Raw genomic sequence first — 13,493 nt, 5'->3', positions numbered from 1 at the left:
AGTGCCACCACCAGATGTTTGCTTGTGTCATGTGTTGCGTCATAAAAATCTACTTAACTGTTGCTTAGGCTTAGGATCTTTCTTGCCATCCACGTATACTATGCCTATAGAAGAAAACAAATCAGCGCTTGTGTCAACCGTAAATTTCTCCAATCAGCAAAAAATCGACCTGCACACCCATACGCGTTGTTCGGATGGCCAGCTTACCCCCGCTGAACTCGTAATGCGGGCCCACACTATGCAAGTGGATGTGCTGGCAATTACCGATCACGACACCGTGTCTGGGGTAGCAGCAGCACGAGCGTTTCAGCACACGCAAAAACGCCCGCTTAGCATCATCAGTGGCATTGAATTATCTACTCGCTGGCATGGTTTCGATATTCATGTGGTAGGTCTTAATGTGGATGAAGATAATCCACAATTTCTTGCGCGTTTGGCCCAACAGCACGCATGCCGTGAGCAACGCGCGATTAAGATTGCCGATAAACTTGCGAAGTGCGGAATGCCAGATGTGGGTGAGGCAGTGTTAGCAATGCAGCACACAGAGCAGGTGACGCGTTCACATTTTGCCAAGGCGATGGTGACCCTCGGCCACGTAAAAGATCCGGCACAAGCGTTTAAACAATACTTGGGCAAGGGCAAGCGCGCCCACGTAAGCCCTCAATGGATTGCGCTCAGCGAAGCGATTGAGTGGATCCACGCGGCGGGTGGGCAGGCAGTATTGGCCCACCCCAGTCATTACTCTATGACCACAAAATGGCTGCGCCGATTGGTGGCAGAGTTTTCCTCTGCGGGCGGTGATGCTATGGAGGTCAACTATCCTAACTTAACGCCAGATAAACAACGTTTGTTGCTGGAAATGCTGAGCGAAAATAACCTAAAAGCGTCAGTCGGTTCGGATTTTCATATGCCGAGCCGCTGGACAGAACTGGGCCGTCGTTCAAGATTACCTGACGGCGTGATGCCAATATGGCATGATTGGCCCATTATCGATAATGCATCTTCACAGAGAGACTCATGAGTCAGTTTTTTTACGTTCATCCCGATACCCCGCAAGCGCGGCTAATAAAGCAAGCGTGTGAGTTAATTCGGCAAGGTGAGGTAATCGTGTACCCAACAGATTCTGGGTATGCCATTGGGTGTCAGATTGATAACAAGCAGGCGCTGGAACAGATTTGTCGCATTCGTGACATCGGTAAAGACCATAACTTTACTTTGATGTGCCGCGATATGTCGGAACTATCGCTCTATGCCAAAGTCGACAATACTGCTTTTCGGCAAATAAAAAATAATACCCCCGGGCCTTACACCTTCATTTTGAAAGCCACCAAAGAGGTGCCTAAGCGCCTGCAAAATCCCAAGCGTAAAACGATTGGGATCCGGGTGCCAAATAACCCGATAGCACTACAATTGTTGGCTGAGTTGGGTGAGCCCATCATGTCAACGACCTTGATCCTGCCAGGTGCTGATATGGCTGAATCTGATCCAGACGAGATCCGTGATAAATTAGAACGTCGCGTTGGCTTAATCATTCATGGTGGCTACCTTGGTGAACAACCCACCACCGTGGTCGACATGTCTGAAGGCGATTGTACAATTATTCGCTATGGTAGTGGCGACCCGAGTCCTTTTCAGTAATGAGCGATAGCGAGCACGATCCTCTTTCCCAGCCGGTTCAGCAGCCGCTGCCACTGGCGTTTGTTAATGGGCAAGCGGTGATTGAAAAGCCCGAGGATTTGTATATTCCTCCGGATGCGTTGGAAGTTATCCTTGAAACATTTGAGGGGCCGCTGGATTTACTACTCTATCTGATCCGTAAACAAAAATTCGATATTGTGAACATGCCCGTGCTGCAGGTGACCAAACAGTACCTCGAGTATGTTGACATGATGCAGGATCTAAAATTGGAGTTAGCCGCCGAGTACTTATTGATGGCGGCGATTTTGGCCGAGATTAAGTCGCGTATGTTGTTACCCAAACATACTGAAGATGACGAAGATGAGGGCGATCCGCGGGCAGAATTGATCCGCCGTTTGCGTGAATATGAAGTCGTTAAACAAGCGGCTGAAGAACTCGACCAACTGCCACGCGCAGAGCGTGATGTGTTTAATGCCAAAGCCATTGCAGCAGATGATGTCACGCCAATAAAAATTATTCCGCAAACCACATTGCGCGAGTTGGTATTGGCGATGCACAGCGCCATGCAACGTGCCAAGGCCTTTGAGCATCATCAAATCGCCCGTGAAGTGCTCTCTACCCGCGAGCGTATGGCGAAAATTTTAAGCGTACTGAAGCATCAGGAATATACACCGATGCAGCAGCTTTTTACGCCACAAGAAGGTCGCAGTGGTGCGGTAGTGACCTTTTTGGCCATCTTAGAATTAGTGAAAGAAGGCTTGATCGATTGTATTCAGGCACAACCCTTTAGTAATGTGCATGTGCGGTTAAGCAATGATGAGTAGGTTACGATGGCAAAAATAAACGCTACGCAATTAAAACAATTAGTTGAGGCGGCCATTTTTGTTGCTGATGAGCCGCTATCTAAGGCACGCATGCAAACCACAATATTGGTGGACTTTTCAGTTTCTACCCAACAGTTAAATAACGTCTTGGAAGAGTTGAAGCAAGACTATGCTGCACGTGGGATCCAGCTGCATGAATTGGCCTCTGGTTTCGCCTTTCGTTCATTAGACTCGCTTAGCCCATTCTTATCTAAATTGTGGCAAGAAACAGCCCCTCGTTACTCCCGCGCGCTCCTTGAAACCCTAGCATTGATTGCGTATCGCCAACCTATTACACGGGGTGAAATTGAAGAAGTTCGTGGTGTAGCAGTGAGTAGCAATATTATCCGCACGCTGACCGAACGCGAATGGGTTCAGGTTGTAGGGCATAAGGAAGTCCCGGGTCGACCAGCATTATATGCAACAACTGATCGGTTTTTAGATTACTTTGGGTTAAAATCGCTCGCTGAGTTACCCACTGAAGCGGCCTTTAATGCGCTGGTTGAAGAACAAGCTTCGTTGTCGTCAGGTACGACAGAGTCCAACAACGAACCGCCAGCGCCTACCAATAATGAGCAGTTACATTAATGAGTGAAAAATTACAGAAAATTCTGGCGAATTATGGCCTAGGCTCACGTCGGGAAATGGAGAAATGGATCGAGCAAGGGCGCGTTTCTGTTGATGGTAACGTTGCGGCTCTTGGCGACCGCGCAGCGCCAACTGCACAGATCCGCGTAGACGGCCACATTATTTCCGGGCTGAGTAAAGACAGTCATTGTCGCGTGTTGATGTATAATAAACCCGAAGGCGAATTATGCAGCCGTAGTGACCCTGAAGGACGTCCCACTGTGTTTGACCGCTTACCGCAGATCCGTCCGGGGCGTTGGATAGCGGTCGGGCGCTTGGATATCAATACGTCAGGTTTACTTTTGTTTACCAATGACGGTGAGCTTGCCAATCGCTTGATGCATCCGAGCCATGAAGTTGAACGGGAATACAGTGTCCGCGTCTTTGGTGATGTGAATACCGCGCATCTTAAGGCACTGAAAGCAGGGGTAAAACTCGACGATGGTATGGCTAAATTCACCGATATTAAAGCCAAGCCCCGTGCCAGTGAAGATGAAAGCTTAAATCATTGGTTTAACGTAACCTTATCCGAAGGGCGCAACCGTGAGGTACGTCGTTTGTGGGAGTCACAAGGATTGCAAGTCAGTCGCCTGATCCGGGTGCGCTATGGCAAGTTAGATTTGAAGAAACGCCTACCACAAGGAGCGTGGATTGAACTTGGCTTGGACGACATTAATGCTCTGCGCAGCATGGTGCAATTGGCGCCTGAAACCGAATCCAAGGTAGTCGAGCATATGAACCAATTGGATCACGCGCGATTGTCGCGAATGCGACGTTCAGTGAAGAAACATAAATTAATTAAGTCACGTACCCATAAACCAAAGAAAAGGACACCGCGTAAATAGATGGATACCAAGGACGGAGCTTTACCACAACAGAGCGCGCAAAATGAACTGTACGGCATCAAGGGTTGGCTAATTCTAGTGGCTATTGGCGTGGTTGTCGCGCCAATCCGCCTAGCGTTGATTTACGTGCCGCTTTATTACGGCATCTTTACGGATGGCACTTTCACTGTTTTAACGTCGGTTGACTCTGAGGCATATCATCCACTTTGGGGGCCATTATTGATCGGCGAGGCGTTGTTTAATACAGCGATGTTTTTAGCCTCTGCGTGTTTGATGGTCCTGATGTTTATGAAGCATCATTGGTTTCCAAAATTATTCATCATTATTACCGTAACGAGTGTTGTTTTTATTCCCTTTGATGCCTGGTTAGCGTCATTTGTGTTAGTCGATGAACCTATCTTCGATGCAGATACGACAAAGGAATTCGCCCGCAGTGTCATTGCGACTGTGATATGGGTGCCTTATATGTTGAAGTCAGAGCGCGTGAAAGTCACTTTTGCCAAGCGTACTGCCCCACAATCCTTGCCCATAGCCATTACCGCGCCCAAGGTGTATCTGCAGCAAAAGTAAGATATGCATTTGGGACTTGACCTTCGATTGACTCGAAGGTCTAGGCTACACCAATGTTAACTTGTGGAGCGCAGTCGCTATGCCTGACTTACTAACATCGACCCGTTTATTAAATTATTCACATGCCGATATTCAGGCACTAGTTTCAAGCCGGCAGTGGCGCCAATTACCTGTGTATGAACGCATTGGTGCAATCTATGATTTTGTCCGCAATGAAATCGCCTTTGGTTACAACGCTGACGATGCAATTTCAGCGTCTCAGGTATTGCATGATGGCTATGGTCAGTGCAATACCAAAACAACTTTACTGATGGCGCTGTTTCGTGCCGTGGATATACCCTGTCGCTTTCATGGCTTTACCATTCACCAAGCGTTACAGAAGGGAGCTATTCCACACTGGCTGTATGCGTTAGCGCCACAGAAAATCATCCACAGTTGGGTAGAAATTGAATACGCTGGTCAGTGGTTAGCCTTGGAAGGTTTTATTCTAGACCACGACTATCTAAAGGCGATCCAGCAAAAATTTTCCCATCACCGCGGGGCTTTTTGTGGATATGGCGTCGCCACGCCTGATTTACACTCGCCTCCAGTGGAGTGGCAGGGGAAATCAACTTATATTCAACAGCAGGGAGTGGCGGATGATTTTGGGATATATGCTTCACCGGATGAATTTTATGCTGAGCATGGTACTAATCTGCGCGGGCTGAAACGTTGGTTCTATCAATGGATAGGGCGCCACTTGATGAACTGGAATGTGGCGCGGCTGCGGACCAACCGTTCAGATTGTCTGGCCCCCCAAAGACCATAAATCAGCAGGGGGCCTGCCAATGACTATTCACCAAAGTGTTTTATGACTTTGTCATGGAGTTGCGGATCAGCAAACTCTAGTTTAACTGGGCGATGTAATACGATATTCCCGCCGACGGTTGAGTCAGCATCAATTCGCAGAGTGGGGCGGTCGTTGTCCCACTGACGGCTGTTATTGCGTTCATATATAATATCGCCACTGACCGACGTGCCGCGTTGCAAATGGATATCACCATTAATGGTAATAATATCGTTGTTTACCGCGCTCTCATTCAATTCAATATCACCGTTGACGGTTTTTATCATGCCATTGATAACCCCATGAGCAGCGATTTGAATATCGCCATTCACTGATTCGATACCATGTTGGTTACTAAAATGTTCACCGGCCTCAATATCGCCGTTAACCACGTCGATACTGCCCACTGAGACACGCTCGCCAATTTCAATATCACCATTCACTGACGACGCACGCTCGGCTTCCACGCGGTCGTGCAGCTCAACGTCGCCATTGACAGAAGAAACCTCACTAACCTGCTTACCAGCACTGACGCTTACGTCACCAAAAACACTGCTGACTTCGTGATCATCTGAGTCCCAATCATGGGCATCGGCACCGACGTGGATAACACAGCCACTCAACATTATTCCCATGCTGATTGCGATGGTTGTTCTTTTAAACCCTGTGAATAAAGTATTCATGTTTTTCCTTTACGTTATGTTGTCATGATAAGCACAAATAAGCAGAAACCGAGCCACTTATATTAAGTTTAATTATCAATGGGTTAGCGTTACATCGTCGCCGCACAGATATATTAATGAGTGGAATAAACGATTTATTAGCGAATTTGATAATTACAGAGAGTAAGTCGTATAGAGGAGATAAAAGGTTTAAAAACTAACAAAGATAAATCGCTCAAACGCGATAACTAAGGAGCATTACTTCCCCCAAAAAAGAGCGTCATCCCATTGGAAAACGGGGCCCACTTTGTTCAACCGTGAATTAAAAATATCAATACTATAGCCGTCGTATGAGTTTTTCGTTTGGGGTTTCAAGTGCTGTAGAGAGGTCGTGACTTTCGTCACGATGACACGGTTCTTTGATATTTCATACGTCTGAAATACGGGCTCGACATATCCTGACATTATTGAGAACGACGGGCCTATGGAGGTACTCAAGAGACTGTTAGATTTGATTCGGCTCTATTACTGAAAGTGTCAGGTTAGGTTGTTACTTGAATATCTAATTAAAAAAGCTCAATGTCATCGTCACCAACTTCATCTTCAGCGGGTGACTCTGTCATCTCTGGCGCACTGTCATCAACGAGGTTTTGGGCACACTGTTTTAACAAGTCAACGACTTCACCGAATTTTTCATTACTCTGATTGTTGTCTAACTTTTGTTCAATCAGCTTGATAAAGAAATCTTCTTGTTCGTCGGTCATTTCCAGTTGATGAAAACTCAGACTGATACTTGTGGCTATACTTTCTAAATTCTCGCGGCGCTCGATTTCCATTGTTTCGATAGCCTTGGTCACTTTATCGATGGTTTCGTTTAGCGATGCACGTGTTTTATTCATGGTTTGAATATTCATAAGTGCGGTAAAACGGGTACCCAGCGCAGGAACGAGCTTAGCGAACAGATCGATAGCTGCATCGTAGGAGTTGGTGCCTTCGGTGGGCATATTCTTAACTAAAATCGATGAATTGTTTTCATTAAAGATTGCGCGTTTACCAAAATTATAAATCCGGCCATGATTGTGGAGCAATTGGAACACTTTCTTTTCATTATCAGTGCAAACTTTAGTATCAACGTCAAAGGAATAATTCTCGACCTCCGTTCGAAACTCAACGGCACAATGATAGCCTTGTGCGAGTAATCCATTAACTAAGGTTTCCATAAATGTCTCGACATTTTGGCAACGATTGAGTCGCGCCAGTAGCTCTAGACCAGAGCCGTACGCAGATGCCTGTGTCATGGCCATTTCCGCAAGATTGCGTACGCTTGAGTCTTTTTGCTGCAATGCCTTGACTTGGTCGATGTCTCTAGACATCCGCATCAAGCGTTGATGGAACGAGACAACATTAAAAGGCTTAACAATGTAGTCACCAGCTCCAAACGAGAACGCTTGTTTGATGGTTTCATCGTTTTGATCACCAGATAACACAATAATGCTGGGGCGGGTGTCTGCTTTCAACGCCTCTACGTACGCACAAATATCGAGTCCAGATTTCTTAGGTAAGTGAATATCGATTAACACAATGTGAAAAGTGATTTCTTCAATCGCTGAAATCGCTTTTTCGCCGTCGTCGACGATAGTTAAATCAAAGTCCTCTTCAAGCATAAGCTCAAGCACAGCTTGTAAATCAGTGTCGTCTTCTGCGATTAAAACCTTGTGTTTTGCCACGCACACCTTCCTCGATGAACCTGAATTTCCGTTGAAACAAACCATGGATTTTTCTATCCATTACAACCATAGCCTAGCATTCTGAATTTTATAAATTTTTTTTAAGAAATTTTGCAAAATAGTTTGTTTATTTTTCCATCCTACTGCTATACCTATTAACAACAACGCTACTCGTTAGTTTTTTTGCGCCTTACCGGCAACGTTCAAGCAATGCGAGTTTTGTTCAATACATTAGTTGGTTAGTTAAATATAAAGTTTGAATAACTGGGAAGTAAAATGGCAAAAATTTTGACTGTGGATGATTCTGCGTCGATGCGCGCAATGGTGACATTTACCTTAAGTGAGCAGGGGCATGAAGTTGCAGAAGCTGAGAATGGTCAGATCGGGCTTGAGGTCGCAAAATCTCAGCAATTTGATTTGGTTATTTCAGATGTCAATATGCCGATCATGGATGGCATCGAGTTGATCACGCGCTTGCGACAGGAACCTGCGTATAAATTCACCCCTATTTTAATGCTTACGACTGAATCCGGGCAAGATAAGAAAATGGAGGGTAAACAAGCTGGTGCAACGGGGTGGGTGGTTAAACCTTTTGACCCGCAGAAATTGGTAGCTGTTGTTAACAAGGTGCTTAAATAAGGCGTTCATATGTCTGATCCAATGGAAAAATTTCGTCAGGTATTCTTTGAAGAAAGTGCTGAAGCATTAGATTCCATTGAGCAACATTTGTTGGGCTTGGATATTAGTAATATTGAGTCTGAAGTTGTGAACGATATATTCCGTTCAGCACACTCGTTAAAGGGTGGTAGCGCTACCTTTGGCATGAGCCAACTCGCAGAGTTTACCCATTTTATGGAAACTCTGTTAGATATGATTAGGGCCGGTCAGCGGGCATTTACCCAAGATGTTGTTGATTGCTTGTTTGAGTGTCTGGATTGTTTACGCAATCTGGTCAACCATTACGAGATCGACGAAGCAGTCAATGCGGAATTAATCGAAGGTGTCAAAGTTAAGCTGCAATTACTGATCGACGGCGAGTCGCCAGTTGTAAGCGCAGCAAGCACCAATGCAGATGCCAATCCTATCCAACAGTCGCGCGACCAAGGTCATCAATGGGAAATTACCTTTTCCCCTGATCCCAAATTATTATTATCGGGCAATGAGCCATTACGCTACATTGAAGAGCTTGCCGAATTAGGTGATATCACGGTTGAGTGTGACACCGATAGAGTACCCGATCTGAATACATTAGAGCCCCTTGATCTATATATTTCTTGGCGAGTGACATTGAACTCTGGCTCGGTTGTCAGTATTGACGATTTGAAAGAAGTATTTTTGTGGATCGAAGATGAGGCCGAATTAACTTATCGCTGTTTAGATGAGCAAAGCTCGGATATTCAGCAAGCAGTCGACATAGCACCGGCTAGTGCGCCTGCAGCTGCGGAGCCGGTAAATATGGTCGCTGAGAACTCAGCCTCGAGTAACCCAAAAGCGTCAGAATCAACAGCATCAGCGAAGACCAAAAAAGCGAACCAGTCAATCCGGGTAGAACTGTCTAAAATCGATGGCCTCATTAATCTTTTGGGTGAGTTAGTTATTACTCAATCGATGCTCAGCACTTTTAATGACGCTGAGAAGTTCCCCCAGTTACAGCGCTTGCAGGAAGGCTTGGGTCAGCTTGAACGTCATACTCGAGACTTACAAGATGGCGTTATGCAAATACGCATGCTACCCATTGATTTTTGTTTTAGCCGATTCCCACGCATGGTGAGGGATCTGTGCAAACAATTGAGTAAAGAAATAGACGTTGTGATCAGTGGCGAATCGACAGAAGTTGATAAGACGGTGATCGAAGAGTTGACTGACCCAATGGTTCACTTAGTCAGAAACTGTATTGATCATGGCATTGAAAAACCTGATATTCGTGAAGCTCAAGGAAAGCCTCGCCATGGGACGCTCAAACTGATTGCTTATCATCAGGTCGGAAATATCATTATCGAGGTGAGTGATGATGGCAAGGGGCTTGATGTAGAGCGGATCCGGGCTAAAGCGATTGAGAATGGGGTTATCAGCCAAACCGAGCGAATGTCAGACCAGGCGATTAAAGAGCTAATTTTTGCGCCCGGTTTTTCAACTGCCGATGCCGTAACTGATCTCTCCGGGCGAGGTGTGGGCATGGATGTTGTGAAACGCAATATTCAGTCCTTAGGCGGTCAGATCGATGTGAAGTCTGAGACGAATGTCGGCACCACGTTTAGTATTAAATTGCCGTTAACGCTGTCGATTCTAGATGGACAACTAGTGAAAGTGCGCGGAGAAACTTTCGTCATTCCCATGCTTGCAATTATCGAATCTATTCAAATTCAACGAAATGTTATCAACGAAATTGGCACGCAAGATGTGTCTTTTAAATGGCGCTCACAGTTTATCCCCTTATTGAACCTCGCTGAAACTTTCGGCGCTGGAGCTTCAGACGCCAAATCAGACGAATTGCTGGTGGTTGTTGTTGAGCACGATGGGCAACATTTTGGCCTTATTGTGGATGAATTGGCGAATCATCAACAAGTAGTGGTGAAGTCACTTGAGGCTAATTATATCAAAGTTGATGAGCTATCCGGTGCAACCATACTTGGCGATGGCTCGGTGGCGTTAATCTTGGATGTGGGCGCACTTATGCGCAGGCTGAAGGTGCATTGATTATGCAGCAAGAAGTGGTAGACGCTGACGTCAGCGAAGAAACCGAGCAAAAGTCAGAATGGCTGAGTTTTACCTTGGGCAAAGTGACGTATGCAGTTGATATCTTGCGCGTTCGCGAGATCCGTACTTGGGAAAACATGACACGAGTTCCCTACGCAAAACCCTTTATTTTGGGGTTGATCAATATTCGTGGAGCCATTGTTCCGATCATCGACCTGCGTTGTCGTTTTGATTTACCGAGTCGTGAGGCCGATAAAGAAACGATCGTATTAATCCTCAACGTCGTTACCGAGCCAGGTGAAAAAACCATGGGGATAGTGGTTGATCGTATTTCCGATGTGGTGAACTTAACCGACGATGAAATTAAAAGTGCCGAAAAATTCGATTTATCAGTCGATGACAGATTTGTAAGAGGAATTGCTGACATTCGCGGAGCGATGTCAGTGTTGTTAGATATTGATGCAATGCTAGATATAACAGATTTTTAACGCGTACAGTTAAATGAGGAATAAACAATGAATAACAACCAAAACAGCTTTATTCTGCTTGCCGCTTTGCTGGCGGTTGCCGGATTAGGCGTTTCACTTTGGCAGTTTCAACTAACGCCATGGGTATTCGCGATATTCATATTCCAAGTGATTACGCTATTTGCCGCTATGGCCTTTTTCAATAAAGCTAAAGCCCAACAGGCCGAAGTGCTCGCCGATTCGCAAACGATTTTACAGCAAAAAGAATCAGCCGCGTATCAATTGAACGCAGCGGTTAAAGGGCTATCGACTAATCTAATGATGGCTGATTCTGAACTTAACATTACCTTTGTGAACAGTACTTTACAGAGAATGTTGCAGTCCAACGAAGCAGAAATACGTAAAGTGTTGCCACAATTTAATGCCGATAAGTTGATTGGTGTAAATATTGATACTTTCCATAAAAATCCCCAGCATCAACGGCAAATGCTGGCACGCTTGACCTCGACGTATGAAACCACAATTCAGGTTGGTGACTTGCATTTTGGGTTAGTCGTTAACCCCCTATTTGATAGCAACAATCAGTCGTCAGGCTTTACCGTTGAGTGGCATGATTTGACGCTAAAACAGCAGCAGGAAATCGAACAAAAAAATACGGCTCGCTTACAAGTTGCATTGGATAACGTTAATACTAACGTGATGCTGGCAGACAATAACTTCAACATCATTTATCTCAATAAAAGTTTGATGCAAATGATGAAAGACAACATTGCCACATTTAAGTTAATCAGACAGGATTTTAATCCCGACGCACTGGTTGGTGTAAACATTGATACCTTTCATAAAAATCCTAGTCATCAACGTGCACTTCTGGAGAAACTCACTGATACCTATCAAACCGAAATATCACTGGGTGAGATGGTGTTTCGATTAACTGCTACGCCGGTCATTGATAAAAGCGGTGAGCGCATAGGTACTACGCTTGAATGGGCGGATATTACTGCCGATAAAAAGCAAGCTATTATTGCGGCGGATAATGCCCGTGTACGTTCCGCATTAGATGGGGTCTCAAGCAATGTGATGGTCGCAGACGCTGATCTAAATATTGTTTATATGAACAATTCTGTGCGCGAAATGATGAAGGCGGCCGAATCAGATTTACGCAAAGAGCTACCTAGTTTTGATGCGAATAACTTGCTGGGTAGAAATATCGATCAATTCCACAAAAATCCCGCGCATCAGCGTGGCATGCTGGAAAAATTGCAGTCAACCTATAAAACACGGATCCAAGTGGGCAGACGACGCTTTGATTTGATCGCGAATCCGGTATTTACAGCAAACAATGAACGCATAGGATTTGTGGTTGAGTGGGCTGATGTAACTGCCCAAGTTGAGACCGAGCAAGAAGTAGAGAAATTAGTCACCAGCGTGGCACAAGGTAACTTAGGCGCATTAATTGCCACTGATAATAAGCAAGGATTCTTTCTCAACATTGCAAACGGCCTAAATGAACTGTCGCAAACGGTGAATGCCTTCGTACGTGATGTGAATACGGCGCTACAGCGCATGTCCGAGGGGGATATGCGAGTGCAAATAGTGGATGATTATCAAGGTATGTTTGGTGAGGTCAAAACCGCATTAAACGACACGACGCGCCGGTTAAACAGTGTCATCTCTTCGATCAAAACCAGTGCCGACTCGATCCGTTCGGCCAACCATGAATTATCGCTGGGTAATGATCAACTGTCTGAACGGACTGAGAAACAGGCATCTAATCTTGAAGAGACAGCAGCAAGTCTCGAAGAGTTAACGGGGAATGTGAAGAGCACTGCTGAAAATGCATCAACCGCGAACCGTGCAGCTGAGGAAGCCAGAGTTAAAGCGAATAAAGGCGAACATATCGTGCTGAACGCAGTTAAATCAATGGGTGAGATCACTGAAAGTTCGAATAAGATCAGTGCCATCATTGGTGTGATAGATGAAATCGCGTTCCAAACTAACCTACTTGCACTTAATGCTTCTGTGGAAGCGGCGCGAGCTGGCGAGCACGGGCGAGGCTTTGCGGTAGTGGCCAATGAGGTACGTAATTTGGCTCAACGTTCCGCCACTTCTGCGAAGGAAATTAAAGAGCTGATTGACGATAGCTCATCTAAAGTTAATACCGGCAGCGATCTGGTGAATCAGTGCGGCGAATCGCTTAAGGAAATTTTGGCCAACATAGACCAGTTGTCTTCGCTGATTGCCGACATGGACAACGCTACTAACGAACAGGCTAGTGGTATCGCGCAAGTGAATCAAGCGGTTGCAGAGTTGGATGATATTACTCAGCAAAATGCGGCTTTGGCTGAAGAGGCTTCCTCGGCAAGTCAATCTTCAGTGCAACAAGTGGATGAGATGGTAGAGCGTGTGTCCTTCTTCCAGGTTGAGGATGATGGCAGTGATGTTCCGATGGCAAAACCAGTCTCAAAACCCTTGGCTAAAAAGCCAGTAATGAAAGCACCGCCGGCTCAGGCGCCTAAGGCAATAAAGCCGACTTATCAGTCGAATGATGAAGAATGGGAAGAGTTTTAG

13 protein-coding genes are annotated in these 13,493 nt (G+C 45.6%); 11 read left to right on the top strand and 2 right to left on the bottom strand.

All coding sequences use genetic code 11. From position 1 onward, the window contains the following. Positions 1-130: 130 nt before the first annotated feature. From CSH92_RS14795 to CSH92_RS14765, 7 genes are all read left to right on the top strand, one after another. Entirely contained in the window at positions 131-1,021 is an 891-nt protein-coding gene (locus tag CSH92_RS14795) for a PHP domain-containing protein (protein WP_240612830.1), read from the top strand. Further along, the gene (locus CSH92_RS14790; protein WP_100658421.1) at positions 1,018-1,638 is read left to right on the top strand and encodes an L-threonylcarbamoyladenylate synthase; all 621 of its coding nucleotides are present in this window, start codon (positions 1,018-1,020) and stop codon (positions 1,636-1,638) included. The genes CSH92_RS14795 and CSH92_RS14790 overlap by 4 nt, the downstream gene beginning before the upstream one ends. Further along, positions 1,638-2,462 carry a segregation and condensation protein A gene (locus tag CSH92_RS14785; RefSeq protein WP_100658420.1) on the top strand — a complete coding sequence of 275 codons (825 nt, stop codon included), beginning with the start codon at positions 1,638-1,640 and terminating at the stop codon, positions 2,460-2,462. The genes CSH92_RS14790 and CSH92_RS14785 overlap by 1 nt, the downstream gene beginning before the upstream one ends. A gap of 6 nt (positions 2,463-2,468) precedes the next feature. After that, entirely contained in the window at positions 2,469-3,089 is a 621-nt protein-coding gene (gene scpB, locus CSH92_RS14780; protein ID WP_100658419.1) for an SMC-Scp complex subunit ScpB, read from the top strand. Continuing rightward, positions 3,089-3,973 carry a 23S rRNA pseudouridine(2605) synthase RluB gene (gene rluB / locus CSH92_RS14775; RefSeq protein WP_100658418.1) on the top strand — a complete coding sequence of 295 codons (885 nt, stop codon included), beginning with the start codon at positions 3,089-3,091 and terminating at the stop codon, positions 3,971-3,973. The genes scpB and rluB overlap by 1 nt, the downstream gene beginning before the upstream one ends. Next, positions 3,974-4,543 (top strand): DUF2569 domain-containing protein, encoded by a 570-nt coding sequence (locus tag CSH92_RS14770; protein WP_100658417.1) that lies wholly within the window; start codon positions 3,974-3,976, stop codon positions 4,541-4,543. Between the two features lie 79 nt (positions 4,544-4,622). Beyond that, complete coding sequence (locus CSH92_RS14765; RefSeq protein ID WP_100658416.1) at positions 4,623-5,351, top strand: transglutaminase-like domain-containing protein; 729 nt, start codon at positions 4,623-4,625, stop codon at positions 5,349-5,351. 23 nt (positions 5,352-5,374) lie between these two features. Here CSH92_RS14765 and CSH92_RS14760 read toward each other — a convergent pair whose 3' ends face one another. Both CSH92_RS14760 and CSH92_RS14755 read right to left on the bottom strand, forming a co-directional pair. Then, positions 5,375-6,052 (bottom strand): DUF4097 family beta strand repeat-containing protein, encoded by a 678-nt coding sequence (locus CSH92_RS14760; RefSeq protein WP_100658415.1) that lies wholly within the window; start codon positions 6,050-6,052, stop codon positions 5,375-5,377. A 545-nt stretch (positions 6,053-6,597) separates the two neighbouring features. Further along, positions 6,598-7,758 carry a response regulator gene (locus CSH92_RS14755; RefSeq protein WP_164084762.1) on the bottom strand — a complete coding sequence of 387 codons (1,161 nt, stop codon included), beginning with the start codon at positions 7,756-7,758 and terminating at the stop codon, positions 6,598-6,600. 276 nt (positions 7,759-8,034) lie between these two features. Here CSH92_RS14755 and CSH92_RS14750 point away from each other — a divergent pair, with 276 nt between their 5' ends. From CSH92_RS14750 to CSH92_RS14735, 4 genes are read left to right on the top strand one after another with little or no spacing between them, the layout of a single operon-like run. Continuing rightward, a complete protein-coding gene (locus CSH92_RS14750; protein WP_100658413.1) occupies positions 8,035-8,397 on the top strand; it encodes a response regulator in 363 nt (120 codons plus the stop codon). Between the two features lie 9 nt (positions 8,398-8,406). Then, positions 8,407-10,455, top strand: coding sequence for a chemotaxis protein CheA (locus CSH92_RS14745; protein ID WP_100658412.1), 2,049 nt, complete (start codon positions 8,407-8,409; stop codon positions 10,453-10,455). Positions 10,456-10,457: 2 nt separating this feature from the next. After that, the gene (locus CSH92_RS14740; RefSeq protein ID WP_100658411.1) at positions 10,458-10,943 is read left to right on the top strand and encodes a chemotaxis protein CheW; all 486 of its coding nucleotides are present in this window, start codon (positions 10,458-10,460) and stop codon (positions 10,941-10,943) included. A 27-nt stretch (positions 10,944-10,970) separates the two neighbouring features. Further along, a complete protein-coding gene (locus CSH92_RS14735) occupies positions 10,971-13,493 on the top strand; it encodes a methyl-accepting chemotaxis protein (RefSeq protein ID WP_100658410.1) in 2,523 nt (840 codons plus the stop codon).

Source organism: Neoalteromonas flava (assembly GCF_002807685.1).
Lineage (GTDB): Bacteria > Pseudomonadota > Gammaproteobacteria > Enterobacterales > Alteromonadaceae > Alteromonas_E > Alteromonas_E flava.
The sequence above is the reverse complement of the archived record's forward strand: the minus strand, read 5'-3'. Positions and strand labels throughout refer to the sequence as shown.

What these genes read in the sequence shown, in the direction of transcription:
- CSH92_RS14790 (WP_100658421.1), top strand. Translation starts at nt 1,018, where the DNA reads ATGAGTCAGTTTTTTTACGTTCATCCCGATACCCCGCAAGCGCGGCTA.
- CSH92_RS14785 (WP_100658420.1), top strand. Translation starts at nt 1,638, where the DNA reads ATGAGCGATAGCGAGCACGATCCTCTTTCCCAGCCGGTTCAGCAGCCG.
- scpB (WP_100658419.1), top strand. Translation starts at nt 2,469, where the DNA reads ATGGCAAAAATAAACGCTACGCAATTAAAACAATTAGTTGAGGCGGCC.
- rluB (WP_100658418.1), top strand. Translation starts at nt 3,089, where the DNA reads ATGAGTGAAAAATTACAGAAAATTCTGGCGAATTATGGCCTAGGCTCA.
- CSH92_RS14770 (WP_100658417.1), top strand. Translation starts at nt 3,974, where the DNA reads ATGGATACCAAGGACGGAGCTTTACCACAACAGAGCGCGCAAAATGAA.
- CSH92_RS14765 (WP_100658416.1), top strand. Translation starts at nt 4,623, where the DNA reads ATGCCTGACTTACTAACATCGACCCGTTTATTAAATTATTCACATGCC.
- CSH92_RS14760 (WP_100658415.1), bottom strand. Translation starts at nt 6,052, where the DNA reads ATGAATACTTTATTCACAGGGTTTAAAAGAACAACCATCGCAATCAGC.
- CSH92_RS14750 (WP_100658413.1), top strand. Translation starts at nt 8,035, where the DNA reads ATGGCAAAAATTTTGACTGTGGATGATTCTGCGTCGATGCGCGCAATG.
- CSH92_RS14745 (WP_100658412.1), top strand. Translation starts at nt 8,407, where the DNA reads ATGTCTGATCCAATGGAAAAATTTCGTCAGGTATTCTTTGAAGAAAGT.
- CSH92_RS14740 (WP_100658411.1), top strand. Translation starts at nt 10,458, where the DNA reads ATGCAGCAAGAAGTGGTAGACGCTGACGTCAGCGAAGAAACCGAGCAA.
- CSH92_RS14735 (WP_100658410.1), top strand. Translation starts at nt 10,971, where the DNA reads ATGAATAACAACCAAAACAGCTTTATTCTGCTTGCCGCTTTGCTGGCG.